The sequence below is a fragment of the Candidatus Poriferisodalis sp. genome (assembly GCF_965208925.1).
Lineage (GTDB): Bacteria > Actinomycetota > Acidimicrobiia > Acidimicrobiales > Poriferisodalaceae > Poriferisodalis.
Window position 1 is genome coordinate 1,376,306 of sequence record NZ_OZ242364.1, and the last position, 20,347, is coordinate 1,396,652.

14 protein-coding genes and 1 pseudogene are annotated in these 20,347 nt (G+C 66.6%); 12 read left to right on the forward strand and 3 right to left on the reverse strand.

Features of this window, described 5'->3' with window-relative positions:
* The first annotated feature begins 112 nt into the window (after positions 1-112).
* From ACOGI5_RS06165 to tsaD, 8 genes are all read left to right on the forward strand, one after another.
* On the forward strand, positions 113-3,775 hold the full coding sequence (locus tag ACOGI5_RS06165) for an SIS domain-containing protein (RefSeq protein WP_419863551.1): 3,663 nt from the start codon (positions 113-115) through the stop codon (positions 3,773-3,775).
* Complete coding sequence (locus ACOGI5_RS06170) at positions 3,772-4,140, forward strand: holo-ACP synthase (RefSeq protein ID WP_419863552.1); 369 nt, start codon at positions 3,772-3,774, stop codon at positions 4,138-4,140. The genes ACOGI5_RS06165 and ACOGI5_RS06170 overlap by 4 nt, the downstream gene beginning before the upstream one ends.
* 15 nt (positions 4,141-4,155) lie before the next feature.
* Positions 4,156-5,616, forward strand: a complete 1,461-nt coding sequence (locus ACOGI5_RS06175) for an NAD(P)H-hydrate dehydratase (protein WP_419863553.1) — start codon at positions 4,156-4,158, stop codon at positions 5,614-5,616.
* Complete coding sequence (gene alr / locus ACOGI5_RS06180; protein ID WP_419863554.1) at positions 5,613-6,983, forward strand: alanine racemase; 1,371 nt, start codon at positions 5,613-5,615, stop codon at positions 6,981-6,983. Before ACOGI5_RS06175 ends, alr begins: the two co-directional genes overlap by 4 nt.
* 12 nt (positions 6,984-6,995) lie before the next feature.
* A complete protein-coding gene (gene tsaE / locus ACOGI5_RS06185) occupies positions 6,996-7,499 on the forward strand; it encodes a tRNA (adenosine(37)-N6)-threonylcarbamoyltransferase complex ATPase subunit type 1 TsaE (protein ID WP_419863555.1) in 504 nt (167 codons plus the stop codon).
* A gap of 89 nt (positions 7,500-7,588) precedes the next feature.
* On the forward strand, positions 7,589-8,287 hold the full coding sequence (tsaB, locus tag ACOGI5_RS06190) for a tRNA (adenosine(37)-N6)-threonylcarbamoyltransferase complex dimerization subunit type 1 TsaB (protein WP_419863556.1): 699 nt from the start codon (positions 7,589-7,591) through the stop codon (positions 8,285-8,287).
* Positions 8,288-8,289: 2 nt separating this feature from the next.
* Complete coding sequence (rimI, locus tag ACOGI5_RS06195) at positions 8,290-8,955, forward strand: ribosomal protein S18-alanine N-acetyltransferase (RefSeq protein WP_419865445.1); 666 nt, start codon at positions 8,290-8,292, stop codon at positions 8,953-8,955.
* Positions 8,952-9,959, forward strand: coding sequence for a tRNA (adenosine(37)-N6)-threonylcarbamoyltransferase complex transferase subunit TsaD (gene tsaD / locus ACOGI5_RS06200; protein ID WP_419863557.1), 1,008 nt, complete (start codon positions 8,952-8,954; stop codon positions 9,957-9,959). The genes rimI and tsaD overlap by 4 nt, the downstream gene beginning before the upstream one ends.
* A gap of 16 nt (positions 9,960-9,975) precedes the next feature.
* On the opposite strand, the gene ACOGI5_RS06205 is transcribed toward tsaD, so the two are convergent.
* Both ACOGI5_RS06205 and ACOGI5_RS06210 read right to left on the reverse strand, forming a co-directional pair.
* Positions 9,976-12,471, reverse strand: a complete 2,496-nt coding sequence (locus ACOGI5_RS06205; RefSeq protein WP_419865446.1) for an N-6 DNA methylase — start codon at positions 12,469-12,471, stop codon at positions 9,976-9,978.
* A gap of 245 nt (positions 12,472-12,716) precedes the next feature.
* On the reverse strand, positions 12,717-13,208 hold the full coding sequence (locus ACOGI5_RS06210; RefSeq protein WP_419863558.1) for a hypothetical protein: 492 nt from the start codon (positions 13,206-13,208) through the stop codon (positions 12,717-12,719).
* 385 nt (positions 13,209-13,593) lie between these two features.
* Here ACOGI5_RS06210 and groES point away from each other — a divergent pair, with 385 nt between their 5' ends.
* From groES to guaA, 3 genes are all read left to right on the forward strand, one after another.
* Complete coding sequence (gene groES / locus ACOGI5_RS06215; RefSeq protein ID WP_419863559.1) at positions 13,594-13,884, forward strand: co-chaperone GroES; 291 nt, start codon at positions 13,594-13,596, stop codon at positions 13,882-13,884.
* A 34-nt stretch (positions 13,885-13,918) separates the two neighbouring features.
* Positions 13,919-15,568, forward strand: a complete 1,650-nt coding sequence (groL, locus tag ACOGI5_RS06220; RefSeq protein ID WP_419863560.1) for a chaperonin GroEL — start codon at positions 13,919-13,921, stop codon at positions 15,566-15,568.
* Between the two features lie 160 nt (positions 15,569-15,728).
* Positions 15,729-17,306 (forward strand): glutamine-hydrolyzing GMP synthase, encoded by a 1,578-nt coding sequence (guaA, locus tag ACOGI5_RS06225; protein ID WP_419863561.1) that lies wholly within the window; start codon positions 15,729-15,731, stop codon positions 17,304-17,306.
* 69 nt (positions 17,307-17,375) lie between these two features.
* Here the strand turns inward: guaA and ACOGI5_RS06230 are convergent, their stop codons facing one another.
* Entirely contained in the window at positions 17,376-19,622 is a 2,247-nt protein-coding gene (locus tag ACOGI5_RS06230; protein WP_419863562.1) for a cell wall-binding repeat-containing protein, read from the reverse strand.
* Positions 19,623-19,755: 133 nt separating this feature from the next.
* Here ACOGI5_RS06230 and ACOGI5_RS06235 point away from each other — a divergent pair.
* Positions 19,756-19,906, forward strand: a pseudogene (locus tag ACOGI5_RS06235) (hypothetical protein); the annotation flags it as partial.
* Positions 19,907-20,347: the final 441 nt, after the last annotated feature.

Consider the following 20,347-nt stretch of genomic DNA (forward strand, 5'->3'; position numbering starts at 1 on the left):
TACCCCCAATTTGTGAGCAGGTTCATATATCTAATCACGCAGCCCTCACCGCCGCCGCCGGCGGCTGTTGACCGGGCCGACTGGCTGTCGGGTGCTCGGTACCCTCGCTGTTGTGTGCGGGATTGTGGCCGTCGTCGGCCGCCGAGACGACCGGGGTGCGCTGGAGGCCTCTGCGGTTGTCCCGCGGCTGCATGACGCCGCAGATCTGCTCGCCGCCGCCGCCTCCGGGGGCAGCTCCGACGCTCCGCTCGACAGTCGCGACCCCCTCGAGCGGCTTGATGCCGCGGCCACGGTGCTGCGAGACGCCGACGAGGCGCTGCGATCGTTGCCCGGAGTCCGCTTGCTGGTATCCGACGCCAAGTGTGTGCTCGACATCGAGACCGCGTTGGCAACGGTGGATGCACTTGTCGACGACATCGACAGGGCAGTTGATGCCGGCGATGTGCTGCCCACGGACGAGAGCGCCCGCATCGAGCGCATCAATGCCTGCCTGAGCGAGCTGAAGGACCACGCATTCGCGTTGCGCCGGGACCGTCTGCGCATGGCGCGGGAAGTGATCGGTCTCTGGGGCGGCACGCCCCCGGCGGCAGCCGTGGGCGGGCTCTGGTCGATCCAGGTGGCGTTGTCCGCACTCGACCGCCTCGAAGTTCGAGGGCGGGACTCCGCCGGGCTGCAAGTATTCGTTCACGGGGCGCGCCTTGACCCCGGTGCGGGCGGCGCGCACGGCGGACGGCTCACCGACCCGCTCTTCGGTGCCGGCGCGGCGCGGAACACTGGCAACGGTCTGGCGTTCGTGTATAAGACGGCGTCGGAAATCGGAGAGCTCGGCGACAACACGGCCGCACTGAGATCGCAGATCTGCCAGGACAGCTTGCTGCGCTGGGCTCTGTGTGCCGACGGCGCCGAGACGGTCGTGCTGGGCCACACCCGGTGGGCCAGCATCGGCATTGTCTCGGTGCCCAACACCCATCCCCTCGATGCATGGGATCCCTCCGCATCAACCACAGACGGCGACGACGTTGCGCACATCGCTGATTCGGCCGGCGGCGATGTCGCGCACATCGCCGCTGTGCTCAACGGTGACGTGGACAACTACGCCGACCTGATCGCGCAGCGCCATCTTCAGATTGCGCCCGAGATCACCACTGACGCCAAGGTCATCCCGACGATGCTGCGCCAGGCGCTCGCTGCGAGTTCGAATGGCGAGCGCCCGACCGCTGGGTCGGAGCAGCTTCGGCGAGCCTTCGCTGATGCCGTCAGCAGCTTCGAGGGCTCCGTGGCGATAGCGGCGCATGTCTCCGCGACGCCCGACGTGGTGGCGTTGGCACTGCGGGGCAGCGGGCAGGCGCTGTACGTGGGTGCAACAGGCCCGGCATATGTCGTCGCGAGCGAGCCGTACGGCTTGGTCGAGGAATGCCGCAAGTACGTCCGCCTTGACGGAGAGACACCGTCCGACCCGGCGAACCCCGTGGGCAGTCGCGGCCAGATCATGCTGGTCGGCACGCCCGCCGGCGCGGCGGCCGAGCTCACCGCGCTGCGCCGCTTCTCCTACGACGGCACGGAGTTGCCCGTAGAAGCCGGTGACATCGTCACTGCCGAGGTCACCACCCGTGACATCGACCGGGGCGACTACCCGCACTTCCTGCTGAAGGAGATCGGTGAAGCCCCCCGCTCGCTCCGGGCCACATTGCGTGGCCGCATTGACACGGCCACATTGCGTGGCCGCATCGACTCAGCCACATTGCGTGGCCGCATCGATACAGCCACCCCCACCCGGCTGCGGCACGCCCGGCTTGGACCCGACTCCCTGCCTGCCGATGTCCGATCCCGGCTGCGGGACGGCTCCATCCGCCGCATCGTCGCCATCGGCCAAGGCACAGCGGCAGCCGCGGCGTCGTCGCTGCCGCACTTCGTCGAGACCCTCCTGGCGCCATCGCGCACGCTGCGCAGCGTGGAGGTGACGGCACCCCTGGCTACCGAGTTCAGCGGCTTCGGCTTGCACGCCGACCTGTCCGACACGCTGGTCGTTGCTGTCAGCCAGTCCGGCACTACCACCGATACCAATCGCACGGTCGATCTCGCTCGCGCTCGGGGCGCGGCCGTGGTCGCCATCGTCAACCGGCGCGGCAGCGACCTGACCGACCGCGCCGACGGCGTCCTCTACACCTCCGACGGCCGCGATGTCGAGATGTCGGTGGCGTCCACCAAGGCCTTCTACGCACAGGTAGCGGCGTGTGCGCTGCTCGCTTCCGCCATCGCTGCCGACATCCGACCCGACGACGCCGTGACGACCGGCGCCATCAGCGATCTGCTTGGCGCGTTGGTCAAGCTGCCTGCCGCACTCGAAACTGTGCTCGCATCGCACGACGAGATCGCCCGGATCGCCCGTCGCCACGTGGGTGCACACCGCCACTGGGCCGTGGTGGGCAACGGCGCCAACCGGATCGCGTCCCGTGAGATTCGCATCAAGCTGTCCGAGGTCTGCTACCACGCCGTCGCCGAAGACGGGACAGAGGACAAGAAGCACATCGACCTCTCGTGCGAGCCGCTCATCTGGGTGTGCGCGACAGGCCTCACCGGATCAGTCGCCGACGACGCTGCGAAGGAGGTGGCGATCTACCGGGCACACCGGGCGACGCCCATCGTGGTGGCCTCCGCCGGCACCGGCCGCTTCGATGCTGCGGCGGAGTTGCTGGAGGTCCCCGCAGTGCATCCGGCGGTGGACTTCGTGCTGGCCACCGCTGCTGGTCATCTGTACGGCTACGAGGCGGCGCTGACGATCGACGCGCTCGCCGATCCGTTGCGCGAGATGCGCGCCAGTACCGAGTCCTTGCTCGCGGCCGGTGGCCGCGACGAATCGATGCTTGCGGTTGCCGGCCGCGAGGGGGACCTGCTGGCCGTGCTGGCCGAGCGCCTGCGCGCCCCGGCCAATCGCTTCCGTGACGGCGTGCGTGCAGGCAGCTACGACGGGCACCTGCGGGCGGGCACCGCGGCTCGCCTGGGAGCGGTGCTGCGGTACGCAGTGGGCATGACGCCGCTGGAGATGTACCAGGCGGACATCGGCAAGGTGGGGCTGCCTTCGGTGGTCATCGACGACTTCACCGATGCGCTGAATATTGCCATCGACGAGCTCACCCGACCTGTCGACACCATCAAGCACCAGGCCAAGACCGTCACCGTCGGCATCTCGCGTGCCGACGAGACGCTGCTCGACTCGATGCTGGTGGCAGCAGCGCTCGAAGCCGGCGCGCCGAGGGACCGGCTGTCGTATGCGGCCTTGCGCACGCTGGCAGCGCTCGACCCGGCGGTGGCCGAGGTCACCGGCTGGTCGCGATACCGCATCGAGGGTCAGGTGGCATCGGCCAGCAATCCGGAGATCACGATCTGGCTGACGGACCGTGGCGGCACCGCGCTCGGCATCGAGTCGCGCACAGCGACCAACCCGCAGCTGCGCGGCAGCAAGCACCGTGCCGCCTACGAGCGGGAGGTCACCGTGGCCCGCGGACGCGACGGCCGCACGGTGCTCCACATTCCCGAGACCAAGGACGGAACGACCACCGGGCTCACGTTGCTGCACTGCCGCTTCGTCGAGCGGCTGCGTGCGCCTGCGATGCGAGCAGTGCTGATGGGCTACCGCGGTCGCTACGGGGCGCTCGCCGACGCAGTCACTGAGACGCTGCCATGGTTCCGCGACGATCTGCTCGGCACGCTCGACGTCTTCGATCTCCTGACCCGACCGGTATATGTGCTCGCCGAGCATTGGGTGGGCGCGTGAGCACCTCGATCGGGCTCGACATGGTGGACGTCCAGCGATTCGCCGCAGTGCTCGAACGGCGCAGCGGCATGCGCGCCCGCCTGTTCACCCCTGCAGAGCTCGCCTATGCCATGGGAACGGTCGATCCCGACACCCGCCTCGCCGCCAGATTCGCCGCGAAGGAGGCGGTGATGAAGGTGCTGGGCATCGGCCTGGGTGCGTGCAAGTTCCGGGACATCGAAGTGGCACGCCACCCCGGCGGCCGACCCGAGCTGGTGCTTCGGGGCCTCGCGGCCGAGCGGGCGGCAGCAGCAGGCCTGTCTGAATGGCAGGTGACGCTCACCCACACCGATTCGGTGGCAGCCGCCATGGTGCTGGCGCAATAGGCCCGGAGCGACACGGTGATCCCGATCGTGACGCCGGCTGAGATGGCGGCTATCGACGCGGCCGCGCCTGAAGGCACCGATGTACTGGTCGCGCGTGCCGGTGCCGCTGTGGCCATCGCAGCCCGACGGATGATGGGCGGCACGTACGGGCGGCGGGTGCTCGTGGCCGCCGGCAAGGGGAATAACGGCGCAGACGGGCGGGTCGCAGCGGCGGCCCTGGAGCGATGGGGCGTGCGCTGCGGAGTCGTGACGCCACCCGAGGCGCTTGAACTCGTTGCCACGGCCGACGCTGAGTCGCCCGCATCAGCGGCGTGGGACCTCGTCATCGACGCGGCGTATGGGACCGGGCTGCGCGGGTCGTGGGGTGCGGACCGAGCGCCGGCGGCGCCCGTGCTTGCGGTCGACATTCCCTCCGGCATCGACGCGCTCACTGGTGAGGACCACGGCTGCTGGCCCGCAGCGGCAACCGTCACCTTCGGCGCGCTGAAGCCTGGCCTGCTGCTGCATCCCGGAGCGGCCGCCGCTGGCGAGGTGGAACTTGCCCCGATCGGGTTGGACACCAGCGGGGCAATGTCGTGGCTGGTGACCGATGCCGATGCCGATGCCGCGTTGCCGGCCGCTGAGCCGGCGGCCCACAAGTGGCGCCGGGCCGTGCGGGTCATCGCAGGCTCGCCCCAGATGCGCGGCGCCGGACATCTCGCGTGCGCGGCCGCCCAGCAAGCGGGCGCCGGCATGGTCGTGGTCAGCTCGCCGGGAGTGCGAGCGGCCGACGTCGCTCGACCGACCGAGGCGGTGGCGCGCGACCTCCGGCCCGGGGAGTGGGCCGATGCCGCGCTCGACGGCATCGAACGCTTCGACGCTGCCATCATCGGTCCTGGGCTCGGCGCCGACCCCACCGCCTTGGCTCAGGCGGCCCGCTTCATTGCCGACTGCCCGGTGCCGCTGGTTGTCGACGCCGACGGCCTCACGGCAGTGGCGGAGCATCCCGAGTGCCTGCATGAACGCACCGCGCCGACCGTCCTCACACCCCATGACGGAGAGTTCGCCAAGCTCACAGGCGGCCCGCCCGCGGCCGACCGGTTCGATGCAGTGCGCCGTGCAGCGGATGAACTCAATGCCGTTGTCCTGCTGAAAGGACCGACGACGCTCGTGGCCGCCCGGGCTGCCGCCAACACCAGCGCGCCGTCGGCCGCTGTGCTGGCGGCCGCGTCGGGGACGGCGCGCTTGGCGACCGCTGGATCGGGCGACGTGCTCTCGGGCGTGATCGCCGCAGTCCTGTCCGCCGGTGCGACCGAACCCGACGCCGTGCTGTTGGGAACCGCCGCTGCTGCGCACTGGCACGGTCGCACCGCCGCCTTCGGCGGTCATGATCCTGCCGCAGCCCTCACGCCGCTGACTGCGATGCACCAGGCGGAGCTCCTGGGGGCGGCGCGAGCTGGCCTCGCTGCCGCCGGTGCCGAAACGAGCAGCACATGAACGACGCAGCAGAGATGCCGCTATCCGAACCCGGTGCATCCCAGATGCAGCCAGCCGGGCCGGACGCATCTCCGATGCGCCTGCTCCAACCCGACGTATCCCAGATGCGACCCACCTGGTGCGATATCGATCTTGGCGCGCTCGAACGCAATCTGGCTGCGATCCGCCGCCACGTCGGCGAGGCCGAGGTGGTGCCCGTTGTCAAGGCCAACGCCTATGGACACGGCATCGCCCACGTCGGGCTGGCGCTGGCGGCGGCCGGGGTGTCGTGCATGGCCGTCGCCTATGTCGAGGAGGCACTGGCATTGCGCAGTGTCGGGGTGACCGTCGACATCCATGTGCTCGGGGGCGCCGTCGAGCGCCAGATCCCGCTGTTCCTCGCCCACAACCTGATCCTCACCGCGCCGTCGATCGACAAGCTGCGCCAGATCGACGAAGCGGCGCAGGCTGCGGGCACCACCGCCCGGGCACATCTCAAGATCGACACCGGCATGGAGCGAATCGGCGTGCACCACTACAACGCCGACAAGCTGTTCGCTGAGTCGCTCCGCTGCCGCTCGGTCCGCGTCGAGGGCGTGTTCAGCCACTTCGCCAACGCCGACGCGCCCGATCTGTCACACGCTCGCGCCCAGCTCGATCGCTTCAACGAGGCGGTGAACTTCTACGAACGCCATTCGCTGCCCACCCCGGTCCGGCACATGTCGGCATCCGCGGCCATCGCCCGCTTGCCCGAGGCGCACCTCGACAGCGTGCGTCCTGGCATCCTGCTGTACGGCGTCGCGCCCAAGCCTGAGATCGCGGCTGCCCTGCCCACCGAGCCTGTGCTGAGCTGGCACAGCGAGGTCGTGTACTTCAAGGTGGTGCCGGAGGGCGCGTCGGTCGGCTACGGCAGCACCTGGACCGCGGACCGTCAGACCCGGGTGATCACGCTGCCCGTGGGGTACGCCGACGGCTACGCCCGCTCGCTGGGCACGGGACCGGCGCACGATCCTGCGCAGGGCCCGACCAGTGTGCTCATCGACGGGGCCCGCCACCACGTCGTGGGCAATGTGTGCATGGACCAGACGATGGTCGACATAGGAGACGCCAGCGCCTACAACGGCGATCGGGTCACGCTCATCGGCAGCCACGGCGACGAGCGCGTCACCGTCATCGATCTGGCCGATTGGTCGGGCCGCAGTCCCTACGAAGTGCTCACCGGGATCTCCCTGCGCGTTCCTCGTGTCCACCGCTCGGAGGCTGAGCCGCTAGGCGAAGCCGTGGCCCGAGCGGCCCGTGAGCCCGTATCGCATGGGAATCGGGAACAAGAGCGGGAAGCACCGGTCGATGCCGTGAACGGCGGTGGCGAATCCGGCGCAGGCCACTAAACAGGCTCCGTTATGCGGTTCCGCACCACGAGCGCCGCCGGGACGCGAGCTGTCGCGGCGGCACTCGCCCCGCTCCTGCGCCCAGGCGATGTGCTGCTGCTGTCGGGCGATCTGGGTGCCGGCAAGACGGTGTTCACGCAGGGCCTGGCGGCAGCGCTCGGGGTTGCCGAGCCGGTGACCAGCCCCACCTTCACGCTGGCACAGAGCTACGAGGGCCGCCTGCGATTGCACCACCTCGACGTGTACCGGTTGGAGAACCTCGGCGAGGTGCTCGACCTGGACCTGCCCGAGCTGCTCGACGACGATGCGGTGGTGTGCGTGGAGTGGGGCGAGGTAGTGATCGGCGAGCTTCCACGCGACTTCCTGCGCGTGCGCATCCGGCTTGCCGACCCCGGCGAGTCGCCCGACATCCGCATCTTCGAGGCCGACCTGGTCGGTTCGAGTTGGCATGCCCGCGCCGATTCGCTCGCCGCGGCGTGGCATTTCGCCGACAGCTTCCCGGTGCCGCCGTGCTAGTTCACCGCTGCGCGGGGGCAGCGAAGTGCTAGTACACCACTGCGCGGAGGCAGCGCAGTGCTAGTACACCACTGCGCGGAGGCAGCGCAGTGCTAGTTCTCGGCATCGAGACGGCGACGCCCCAGGTCGGCGTGGCCATCGGCGGGCACGAAGGCATCATCGCCTCCTTCCACACCACCCGCGACCGGCGCCACGCCGAGACGCTCGTGCCGGCGATCCAGTTCCTCTGCGAGCAGGCGCAGATGAAGCTGTCGCAGATCGGCCTGGTGGCCGTCGATGTCGGCCCGGGCCTGTTCACCGGCTTGCGGGTGGGTTTGGCGACTGCGAAGTCCATCGCTCATGCCTGCCGGATCCCGATGATCGGCGTCTCCAGCCTCGATCTCGCGGCATTCCCGGCACGCTTCAGCGATCGACTTATCGTCTCCACCGTGGACGCTCGCCGGGGCGAGATCTTCTACGCCACCTACCGGCGGGCACCCGGGGGCATCCAGCTCATGAGCCCGCCGGCCGTGGATCAGCCCGCCGACGTTGCCGCGCAGCTGATGGCAACGGGTGCAGAAACGCTGATCGTGGGCGACGGAGCCGACCGATACGCGGAGGTGCTGGGCAACGTGCGGGGGGCGGAAATCGGCCGGGAGGGGCTGCGCCATCCCAATGCCGGCGCCCTGGTGGAGCTGGCGCACGCGCGAGCGCTGCGTGAGGAGTTCGTCAGCCCGTCCGAGATCGCGCCGATGTACCTGCGCGCCCCCGACGCCCGCATCAACTGGCAGCAGCGGGAGCGATCGTGACCATGCCGGCCGCGTCCAGTGCCGCAGTGCCTGCTGGCCGGCGGCGTGCCCCGGCTGCATCCGGCCCAGCGCCGATCATCGTCCCGATGCGCCGCAAGCATCTGCGCGAGATCCGTCGTATCGACAAGCTGGTGTACCCGAGGCCCTGGTCGATGGCCCTGTACCTGGACGAATTGCAGCGGGGCGGTGAGCGGGTCTACCGCGTGGCCTGCACGCCGGGTCCCGACGGTCGACCTGCCGGCGTCATCGGCTACGGCGGCTTCATGATCGTGGCCGGCGAAGGGCACATCACCTCCGTGGCGGTGCATCCGGACTGCCAGGGCCACCGCGTGGGTGCACGGCTGATGCTGGCGCTGCACCGCGAGGCCAGAAGCATCGATGGGCTGGAGGCGCTGACGCTGGAGGTGCGTTCGGGCAACGCCGCGGCGCAGCGGCTCTACCGCTGGTTCGGCTATGCGCCCGTCGGCAGCCGCAAGAACTACTACCGGGGTGGACCTGGAGGAAAGCGAGAGGATGCGTTGGTGATGTGGTGCCACGACATCGACAGTCCCTCCCACGGCGAGCGCCTGGACGGCATCGCCACGGCCCTCGGCGTTACCGAGGGCGCATCGAGCACGGCCCTCGGCGTTACCGAGGGCGCAATGAACACAGGCATGGGAGTGTCATGACGACCATCCTCGGCATCGAGACCTCGTGCGACGAGACGGCCGCAGCAGTCGTGGACGACGGCCGCGACGTGCGTTCCAGCATCGTCAGCAGCCAGGTGGATCTCCATGCCCGCTACGGCGGAGTGGTTCCCGAGATTGCCGGCCGCGCTCACGAAGCCCTCATCACGCCCGTTGTGGCCGAGGCGCTGGTGGAGGCCGGTGCCGCCGACAGCGACATCGACGTCGTTGCGGCTACCTGCGGTCCCGGCTTGGTGGGCAGCCTGCTCGTGGGTGTGGCCGCAGCCAAGGCGCTGGCGTTGGTGTGGGACGTCCCCTATATCGGCATCAACCACCACGAAGCCCACCTGTACGCCGCGCTGCTCGACGAGCATGACGCCGAGGTGCAGTTCCCGTTGGTCACCTTGCTGGTGTCGGGCGGGCACACCATGCTCATTTCGTTTGAAGGGCATGGCCGCTACCGCCTGCTGGGCGCCACCCGCGACGATGCCGCCGGGGAGGCCTTCGACAAGGTGGCCCGCTACCTGGGGCTCGGCTACCCGGGCGGTCCCGTCATCGACCGGCTGGCATCCGAGGGCGACCCCACGGCCGTCCCGCTGACGAGGGCGATGCTGGACGACGGCTACGACTTCTCGTTCTCGGGCATCAAGACAGCGGTCATCAACTGGGTTCGGGCCAACCCCGAGGTCGCCACCGCCGACGTCGCGGCGTCGTTCCAGGCCTGCGTGACCGACGTGCTCACGCACAAAGCCCGCAGAGCGGCCCATGAGGTCGGGGCGGCGGGCATCTGCCTGGCCGGCGGCGTGGCAGCCAACAGCGCCTTGCGTGAAAGAACGCTCGACATCTGCACCGAAGACGGCTTCAACGCCTACTTGCCCAGCCGGGCAATGTGCACCGACAACGCCGCCATGATCGCTGCGACCGCCTGGTACCGGCTGGCCAGCGACGGCCCCTCCCCCCTGGACGGCGGCGCCGACCCCAACCTCCGCATCGACTTCCTCGCCTGAGACCAGTCCATCAGGCTCAGCGAATCGAAGACGAGTGCGTTGCTTCGTCTTCGTATCCCGCCGCCATCGTCTGAGCCAAGCTCGCCGCGTCCGATCGCAGTCGCGAACGACCCTCAACGATTCTCTGCGTCTTATCGGCGATTCGCCGTCGCTCGTTCGAGTCTCGCGGGACAGGCAACTGCAGTTCCTTAACCCGTTGGCCAAGCGTGTCGATGATGTCTTGGGTGAACTGAAAAGCGCGCACCTGCTGCGACACAAACTCAGAGTTCAGCGCCGCGAAGAGTAGGTACGCGTGCGCTGTTGTGTCCTCGGGGTGATCCGATTCCGCGACTGCCAGAGGCTTGAGAAGCCGAAGCCTAAGAATGTGGCTCTGGAACAGCAGTCGACGTTCGCTGTCTGCCTTGGTGATCATGGCGGAGGTTCCGATCAGATACGTGCCATCTCGCACCAGCAAGATGTCCCCGACCTCGACTTCGCACTTGGAACTGAAGGCTCGGTACACGTCCTCGCTCACGCTGTGCTTCGGATCGGCCTTGAGTTCCCAGTTGGAGATATCCGAAGTGCGGATAAAGGGGATCGTGCCAGTGCCGTAGGACATCTTGCCGGGCTCGACACCGGAGGCGATGTCCACATGGCCAGACTCGACGAGGTCACCGATGCCCAGCAGCAGATGAGTCCGCTCCAACTCAGCTGCGCGGACGGGCAGCCTCGGGTCGTAGTACTTGGGCACGTAGATGTCCGATCGCACGTCGGAATGCATGATCTGGTGGGCGAGCCGTGCAGAAGGCAGCTTTTCGCTGGCGGCGTGGCGCCGGTACAACCCGGCCACCTCAGGCACCTCATCGAGCAATACCCGCTCACCATCCACCATTCGCTCCGTCGGGTTGCCTCGGGAGTCATGGCCGCACCATCGAACGTCCGACATGAACAACCGCCGAGCGGTGGTACTGCTGTCGTCAGTGGCGTCTCTCCTCGTGGCGACGACAACGCATACCTTCGTGTGGGTGCCACCCTTGCCGCTGGTTTTGAACAGCGGCTCGGGCATAGCGACGACGGCCTGCAAGTGCATGTTCTTGGCGAACCACTGCATGACGTGCCGATAGGAGGGGTTCCCGACCATGCTCTCGGGAAGCACGATGCCTAAGCGCCCACCCGGCTTGAGGAGCTTTACACACCGCTCGAGGAAAAGGATCTGAGGAGGCCTCTGGACATACGCTGACTCAGTGAGAGCGAATTCCTGAGTCTCAGGATCCGACTTCCACTTGTGGCCGAGTTCATACTGGCTGATGATGTCCGCGTCGTTGATCTTGATCTTGCTGCCGAATGGCGGATTCGTCACGACGATGTCAAAGGTGCCAAGACGGACGTGCTCGCGCGATTTGTCGCTCCACGTGTCAACTGCAGCCAGTGAGTTCTCGCAGAAAATGCCGCCGCGGCCGTCGCCCATGATTGCCATGTAGGCCTTGGTGACTTTTGTGAGGAAGGTGTCTTTGTCGATACCTCGCAGGCGTCCCGCTACCTTGTTCCGCTCTTCTAGCAATGTCTGGTCGTCCCAGACTTGTTCTGGTGCCCGTTCGGACAGCCTCGCCCAGACCGCATCGAGCGCCTGAATGAGAAAACCGCCCGAGCCGCAAGCCGGGTCGATGATTGATTCTTCCGGCTTGGGATCGAGCATCTCCACCACCATCTGAACGACATTTCGTGGCGTGAAGAACTGGCCCTCGGTACCACGCAGAGCTGGGCCGACGAACACCTCGAATGCATCGGCGACGGCATCGCGACTGGAACCCATGAGTGAGTAGTTCTGGAGTTCGCCTACTACGTAGGCCAAGCTCGTGGAATCGATGGCCAAGCGGTGGTCTTCGGCGAATACATCTGTGTACTGATCTTTGACGCGGTCGAACAGTCCATTCACGCGTTGAGCGATCTCCTCGGCAGTTTCCTGGGCCCCTGCACGGAACGAGACGACATCTTCGCGGGCCGTGTAGCGCTCGTCGTAGAGCTTGCAGAAGACGATGTTGAGCATCTGCTCTGCGAGCGCGACTTCTCTCGTGATGCCTACGACGTTGCCGGCAAGGTGGTTGCGCAGGTCGCCAAAAACCGCCTTGAGGTTCGACGCAGGCATCAAGTCTCGGCGCAACTGCTTGCCCATGTCGTCGATGCTCTGGCCGAACCGGGGAATGCTCGGAATCTCGACGAACGACCGCTCTCCTCCCGGTGACACGATCTTGCGCAGGTAGAGGTGGTCTTGGCCGTTGAACCAGACGCCCACGGAGGCTGCCGACATTTCCATGTACAGCTTCAGTTGTTCGAGGCCCTCCTTTCGTTTCGGTCTCTTGCACTCGACGACGAGGCGGAGTTCGCCCTCCACCTTGGCCGGCGACTCGAAGACCGCTATGTCGACGGGATAGGTGCCCGACTCGTCCGACGGAGACTTTCGTACACGATGCTGGGGGCGGCTCTTGATGTGATCCTTGGGGTACCCGAAGTCCTCCACGAGGCGTCTCAGCATTACCTGCACGGCCTCCCGCTCCTCCGCAGTGGCCGGTACTTCCTCGCCTGTGATGTAGTCGAACAGGACATCGGTGGCATCGGTCCCGCTGACGCTCACAGCGACCGACCCCCCATACGTAGCCCCTTCGCGCACGGACCCGCATCCTGACTGCGGCCCAAATTACACATGCGTCGTCCCATGGATGCGGACTCTACGGAGGGCCTGTGACATAGGGGCCTGCCTGAGCGCCGGCGACAGTACGGTCAGGTGAGGCTGTCGAGGTCGAACGCAGCCAAGACTCTGTCGATGGTGTCCTGATCCGTCAGCTTGCAGGCTGTGTTTCGGAAGGTCTTCAGACCTGATTCCCAGAATGCGTCCTCAATGTCTCGGGGCTCAGAGATCCATCTGACCGGCACCACCATTTCGCAGGCCGCGAATCGCAAGAAATGCTCGTCGATACCGCACAGCTCGACGAGCGGTCGTGGTACGCCCCCGACATGCACTGTCGCGTCTTTGACCCACATCGGCTCATCGGTCACTTCACCGACGCCGACGTAGCCGCCGACATTGCCACCGCGGCGCGCCACATAGGCGAAGACGCGGTGTCCTTGCTCCAAGTGTTCCAGCGGGCGCCAATAGCGTTCGTGTGGGCCGCCGTTCAGGAAGCCGCGGCGTGCCAGCCACCAGCGTTTGGGGTCATCGCGGCCTCCTTGCACGGTGTAGTAGTCCCGGCCGTTCCACACTTGCGCTGACATCGCTGCCTCTGCGTCCGCCGTATCGGACGGCCGAGCCTACGAGACGTTGCCTTGACCTGCCGTTGCCGGGAAGCGCGTAGTGCGAGCCACGCTTGGCGCGTCGGAGTCCGGGCCATCTCTGCGCTGCCAAGTTTCGGACCACAGCCTCGGCCTCGGATCGCTGGCGCCCGGAGGGCGAGTAATGACCGGATATGAGTCGTTTGTCGAAATTGCGGCGCTACAGACAGCGCGTGAACATAAGCGTCATATCGGGTTGCGCTGAGGTTGTGGCCGCCCAACGAGCCTCGTATCGTTAGCACTCGCCCGGTGAGAGTGCTAAGTGCCGCCGGGCAGTTCCATGACACGTCCCAGACAGGGCACAGCGCCACAGGAGGCACTTCCGACCATGAACCTGAAGCCACTTGAGGACCGCATCGTCGTGCGTCCGAGCGACGCGGAGGAGACCACCGCCAGCGGCTTGGTCATCCCCGACACCGCCAAGGAAAAGCCCCAGCAGGGCGAGGTACTTGCGGTCGGCCCCGGCAAGCGTTCCGACCAGTCGGGCGAGATCATCCAGATGGATGTCGGAGTCGGCGACACCGTCGTCTACAGCAAGTACGGCGGCACCGAGATCACCGTGGCCGGCGAGGACCTGCTCATCCTGAGCGCCCGCGACGTCCTGGCCATCGTGGCCTGACGCTGACTGCGCCGACAAGAAAGAGAACCAACACATGCCGAAGATCCTGAAGTTCAGCGAGGAGGCCCGGCGAGGCCTCGAAGCTGGCGTCAACAAGCTGGCCGACGCGGTCAAGGTGACGCTGGGGCCCAAGGGCCGCAATGTCGTGCTCGAGAAGTCATTCGGGGCTCCCACGATCACCAACGACGGCGTGAGCATCGCCCGCGAGATCGAGCTGGACGACCCGTTCGAGAACATGGGCGCTCAGCTCGTCAAGGAAGTGGCCACCAAGACCAACGACGTCGCTGGCGACGGCACCACTACCGCCACCGTGCTGGCCCAGGCCATGGTCCGTGAGGGTCTGCGCAATGTGGCAGCCGGTGCCAACCCGATGGAGCTCAAGCGTGGCATCGAGACCGCTGTGGCTGCCGCTGTCGACGAGATGGTCGACATGTCGACCGACGTCTCCGACGACAAGGACAAGATCGCCAGCGTTGCCGGCATCTCCTCAGCCGACACCACGATCGGCGAGACGCTTGCCGAGGCGTTCGACAAGGTCGGCAAGGACGGCGTCATCTCGGTGGAGGAGTCCAACACGTTCGGCGTCGACCTCGAATTCACCGAGGGCATGCAGTTCGACAAGGGCTTCCTGTCGCCGTACTTCGTGACCGACCCCGACCGTCAGGAAGCTGTTTTCGACGACCCGTACCTGCTGTTCGTGAACGGCAAGATCGGCGCGGTCGCCGAGATGGTGCCGGTGCTCGAGAAGGTCATGCAGACCGGCAAGGGCCTGGTGATCATCGCCGAGGATGTCGAGGGCGAGGCGCTGGCCACGCTCGTGGTCAACAAGATCCGCGGCACGTTCTCATCGGCAGCCGTGAAGGCGCCTGGCTTCGGCGAGCGACGCAAGGCGATGCTGGCCGACATGGCGATCCTGACCGGCGGCGAGGTCATCTCCGAAGAGGTGGGCCTGAAGCTCGACAACACCACCCTCGACCTGCTGGGCACCGCCCGCAAGGTGATCATCACCAAGGACGAGACCACGATCGTGGAGGGCGGCGGCGACAGCGGCGACGTCGATGGGCGTGTTGTGCAGATCAAGCGCGAGATCGACGAGACCGACTCCGACTGGGATCGCGAGAAGCTGCAGGAACGGCTGGCGAAGCTGGCCGGCGGTGTGGCGGTGATCCAGGTCGGCGCGGCCACCGAGGTCGAGCTGAAAGAGAAGAAGCACCGCATCGAGGACGCGGTGTCGGCCACCCGGGCTGCGATCGAAGAGGGCATCGTGCCCGGCGGCGGCACTGCGCTGCTGCGGGCTCGTGCTGCAGTGGCAGCGCTGGACCTCGACGGCGACGAGGCCACCGGGGCTCGCATGGTGCATCGGGCGCTGGAAGGTCCCAGCCGCCAGATAGCGCAGAACGCCGGCTACGAGGGCGCTGTCATCGTGCAGCAGATCGAGCAGTCCGACGGCAACACAGGCTTCAATGCCGACACCGGCAAGTTCGAAGACCTGGTGTCAGCCGGCGTCATCGACCCGGCGAAGGTGACCCGTGCGGCGCTGCAGAACGCAGCGTCGATCGCAGCGCTGCTGCTCACCACCGAGACGCTGGTGACCGACAAGCCCGAGGAAGCTGACCCCGCCGCTGCCGCTGCGGCTGCTGCCGCCATGGGCGGCGGCATGGGCGGCATGCCGGGGATGATGTAGCTCCCGCTCCACCTCCTCCCAGACAGGCGCAGGGCCGGCGTTCGCGCCGGCCCTGTGTCGTTGTCTGGCGGCACTCGGCTGCCAAATCCCGCAATGCCGCCGGGACCCAGCGGTACCCTCGTTGTTTTCCCCTACGTGGCGCGGCTGCGGCGCCGGACTTATGCCCCCACACTCGCCGGCGGCCGCCCCGGCCGCCCACCCAACGGTCTTGGTGGTGGACTTCGGCGCGCAGTATGCGCAGCTGATCGCCCGGCGGGTGCGCGAAGCGCAGGTCTATTCCGAGATCGTTCCCCACACGGCGACTGCAGCGGAACTGGCCGAGCGCTCGCCCGCCGCGATCATCTTCAGCGGCGGGCCGGCATCGGTGCACGTCGAGGGCGCCCCGGGCATCGACCCCGGCGTGTATGAGCTGGGCGTGCCCATTCTGGGCATCTGCTACGGGTCGCAGCTGCTGGCCCGCGACCTCGGCGGGCAGGTCGACCGCAGCGGCCGTGGCGAGTACGGACGCACCACCATGACAAGCGCCGGAGTGCCCTCCGAACTGCTTGGCGATCCCGGCGGCGGCGTCGGCTCGACCGAGCCTGTGTGGATGTCGCACTTCGACGCCGTGGTCGAACCGCCCGACGGCTTCACGATCACGGCATCCACCGCGGACAGTCCCGCTGCGGTCATCGAAGACCCGCAGCGACGCTTCTTCGGGGTGCAGTACCACCCTGAGGTCGCGCATACCCCGAGCGGCCAAGCCCAGCTGGAGCGGTTTCTTCACGGCATCTGCGGGATCAACTCCGAGTGGACGATGACCAACGTCATCACCGAGAGCATCGAGGCCATCCGCGCCCAGGTCGGCTCGGCACGGGCCATCTGCGGGCTGTCGGGCGGGGTGGACAGCGCCGTGGCCGCCGCGCTCACCCAGCGCGCCATCGGCAGCCAGCTCACCTGCGTGTTCGTGGACACGGGGCTGATGCGTGCCGGCGAGGGCGAGCAGGTCACCGACACGTTCCGGCGCACGCAGGGCATCGAGCTGATCCATGAGCGGGCCGCCGAGGAGTTCTTCGAGGCGTTGACCGGTGTGACCGATCCCGAGGACAAGCGCAAGATCATCGGCGAGAAGTTCGTGCGCATCTTCGAGCGGGCCGCGGGCGGCATCACCGACGCTCGTTTCCTGGTGCAGGGGACGCTGTATCCCGACGTGATCGAATCGGGCTCGCCGACCGCGGCGAAGATCAAGAGCCACCACAACGTAGGCGGGCTGCCCGAAGACATGACCTTCGAGCTGGTGGAGCCCCTGCGGAATCTGTTCAAGGATGAGGTGCGGACCGTCGGAGCCGAGCTGGGCCTGCCGCCTGAGATCGTGCAGCGCCAGCCGTTCCCTGGGCCGGGCCTGGGCGTTCGGATCGTGGGGGAGGTCACGCCCGAGGCTGTTCAGACGGTGCGAGCGGCCGATGTCATAGTGCGCGACGAGATTGCGAAGGCTGGCCTCGACAACGAGGTCTGGCAGGGGTTCGCCGTGCTGGCTGACATCCGCAGCGTGGGCGTGATGGGCGACGAGCGCACCTACGCCCGCCCGATCATTGTGCGAGCGGTCACCAGCGAAGATGCGATGACGGCCGACTGGGCCCGCCTGCCCCACGATCTGCTCGAGTCGATCTCGTCACGGATCGTCAACGAAGTGCCCGGCGTCAACCGGGTCGTCTACGACATCACCTCCAAGCCCCCCGGCACCATCGAGTGGGAATAGGCATTGCGGACCCCGCATCACGCCCGACATACAAGGTTTCCAAGTGTCGCTGTTGCGTCTGGCGGGCCTCTAGTTGCAGTGCGTTTCGAGGTGTTCGTAGGCGCTGGCGAAGCCGTCCATGGACGGGAACAAAATGAGTTCAGAGCTGTCGTCCCAGTTGGTCCAGGCGAGTGCCAAGGAACCCGATCCTGCAAGTAGGGCCGTTACGAATTCGGTGCCTCGATCACCTGAGACGAAGCCCGCGTTGTCGCTGGTTGGCCACCATAGATCGATCTGAAACTCGTTGTGCTCGCCACCAATGCGGTATCCCACGGGCACCCGACCGTGCCAATCAGGATTTTGAAAGTCGATCTGCCCTGCGATATAGGGCCCTTGACCCCAGCTGCGCGTGACGGACCACCAGAAGTCGACTTCCACGTAGTCATTGCAGAAGACGAACAGCCCAGGTTCCACATCGGCGTACAGCCCCGTCATGGTGTGGTCACGGGCTTCTGCTAGCAGAGCGACGTACGGGTCACGACCGTTCGTCGTGAAGTCGCGGATCCATTCACCGTCACCGACTGCATCAGCCTCATCTCTGCTGCCCAAGGTCCCGTCAAGCAGCGAGACCACATCGGAAACAGGCACGATGAGGCCAAGTGTCCCAACGATGTCCTCGGCGTCAGAGAACGTGATTGGATTGACCGCAGTCGGTACGCCGATCAGGCGTCCCCTGGCGTCAAATGCGGGGCCGCCGCTGTTGCCGGGTGCAATTTGGGCATCAGTCTTGATCCACACTTGCCCTTCGAGTCGCGTCGTTCCCGAGTAGCGGCCCGTGGTGAGCGTCATGGTGTCGCCGCCGACTCCTGGGTAGCCCAACACCGTGATCGCGTCACCTGCCTTTGGTGTGACTGAGGCCACGTTTAGTGCTGGAAGTGGCGCGCCCGTAGCGTCTAAGGACAGCAACGCGAGGTCGCGGCTTCGAGTCGAACGGACAACCGTGGCAATCATCGTGCGGGTCGGAGCAGCGCTGAAAGTTCCGCCCACCCGTACCCTGATCGTCGCACACACGCGATTACGGTCGTCTACGACGACATGGTGATTCGTGACAACTTGCCGTCCACTTCCGGTGACAAATCCGGAGCCGGAGCCCTGAGCGACACCTGCGGCATTGAGGCACACCACCTGCACTACCGATGCTGCAAGCTCGTCCCAATCGGCAGCCCCACTCGAACTGCTTCCATCATCATCCGCTTCCGCATCCACTGTGGGTTGGGAACCCGTTGCCACCGCCGTGAGCGCCCCGTCGGGTACTTGCTTCGACGACCCGATGCCTGTGACGAATGCGCTTCCCAAGTCTCCGACCGAGAGCCTCCATGCCTTTCCGAAAGACACCAGCGATGCCGGAATGTCTTGGCCTGCCTTCGGTGCCAACAGCAGCGGCTGGCAGGGACCACGCACCGCCGAGGCCGCGAGCCCGCCGTACGGAGAAGTGCCGCTTGCAACCGCTACGTCACGGACGGGGTGACAGCCCGATATCGCGAACGATTCACGCGCTATCAAGGCTGCCGTTTCGTATCGGTCGGACCCGGCAATTCGGCGAGTCGTCAGGCCCAGCGAGCGGATCTCGTCTTCGACAGTCTCGGCAACGGCTGCATTCCCGCCGAGAATGGTCACGCCTCCGATCGACCGGTCCTCCGTCGTCAGGAATTGCCGCACCTGCGTGTGCAGCGAACCGGGTGCCGTCAAGATGAGCGGGGTCTCGCGGCTCACGCTCGGTGCAGCCGCAACGGCATCGGCGTAGTTCTTGCCTGATGCCACGAACACATTCGGAAGTTCGTCGGGCGCGAACAATCGAGCCACCCGATGTGCTGTCTCGTAGCGGTCGGCGCCGGCAATCCTGTCGACCCGGAATCCCATGCCGCGCAGATCCTGTTCGACGGCGGAAGACACCGCAGCATGGCCTCCTAAGACGATCACTTTCGCCTTGGGGTGAGCTCGGCATGGCTCCAGATACGCACGTGTAGGTGCAGGCAGGAATGCCTGTGTCGTCAGCAGCAGCGGTCGATCCAGCGCGGAACCGGCGAGCGCGTCCGGCCAATTCTCACCAGAGGCAAGTGCAACGCTGTGCGAGCCGACCTTCGAGTCACATGTGCCGCCGGCAACCTCCGCGGCGATGTCGTAGACAGTCGGGCCGCTGATTCTCCGGGTCTCGGCGCCCGAACCTTGAGCGCCAGCCGGCAGAGGCAGGGTCAGTACGACGAGCGTGGTGCAGAGTGCTGCCGCCGCAACCCGCCGAAGTGCACTCCGCGAGGAGCTGCCACAGATCCCGGCCACCCGCTATTCCCCTTCCGGCAAGGTCTCGCTGCGTGTACCAGCGACCGGGTCAGGCTAGGGCAACGCCTGGATGCGATTCCGGTCCGTCCGGCTGCCACGGGATCATTTGGTCGGTCCGAACATCGTGAGCGTCGTCACCAGCGAGGATGCTATGACTGCCGACTGAGCCCGCCCGCCACACGAGCTGGCTTGAGCAGATCTCGTCGCGCATCGTCAATGAGGTGCATGGCGGCAACCGCGTCTGCTACGACATCACCTCCAAGCCCCCCGGCACGATCGAATGAGAATAGGGCGCTGGCGGGACAAGCCGGTTGATCAAGGAGCTGGCCGACGGGCCAAGACTGCCGCAAAGTCACCGGACTCGCTGTGTAGCGCAGCGAGATCTGGGCACATCCATCCGAGCAATTCGATGCTTCGCTCCCACACTTCATCGAGGGGCATGAGTGTGTTCGATCCTGGAATGATGATGCCCTTGAAGAGTGGCTCGTGATGAACGGCACGGTTCCGAAGCCGTTGGAACACGAGTGCTCGTCGGTGAACTTCCGAACGAGGGGGTCTCCGCTCTTGCCCTGACGGGGATATTGCTCCTGTTCGGAATCCGAAGCGCAGAGTGGGACGCCAGAGCCTTGGCTCGTAGTTGACCGATCGTCCAAGAGCGCTGTGACCGCCGCGGCTGAGGAGGTGAACCCATAGGCCGAGCGTGGTGTCGGCGATGACCCGACCCG

Coding starts and splice junctions, on each gene's coding strand:
- alr (WP_419863554.1), top strand. CDS start 5,613: ATGAACGACGCAGCAGAGATGCCGCTATCCGAACCCGGTGCATCCCAG.
- ACOGI5_RS06210 (WP_419863558.1), bottom strand. CDS start 13,208: ATGTCAGCGCAAGTGTGGAACGGCCGGGACTACTACACCGTGCAAGGA.
- guaA (WP_419863561.1), top strand. CDS start 15,729: ATGCCCCCACACTCGCCGGCGGCCGCCCCGGCCGCCCACCCAACGGTC.
- rimI (WP_419865445.1), top strand. CDS start 8,290: ATGCCGGCCGCGTCCAGTGCCGCAGTGCCTGCTGGCCGGCGGCGTGCC.
- tsaE (WP_419863555.1), top strand. CDS start 6,996: ATGCGGTTCCGCACCACGAGCGCCGCCGGGACGCGAGCTGTCGCGGCG.
- tsaD (WP_419863557.1), top strand. CDS start 8,952: ATGACGACCATCCTCGGCATCGAGACCTCGTGCGACGAGACGGCCGCA.
- groES (WP_419863559.1), top strand. CDS start 13,594: ATGAACCTGAAGCCACTTGAGGACCGCATCGTCGTGCGTCCGAGCGAC.
- ACOGI5_RS06205 (WP_419865446.1), bottom strand. CDS start 12,471: ATGCTGAGACGCCTCGTGGAGGACTTCGGGTACCCCAAGGATCACATC.
- groL (WP_419863560.1), top strand. CDS start 13,919: ATGCCGAAGATCCTGAAGTTCAGCGAGGAGGCCCGGCGAGGCCTCGAA.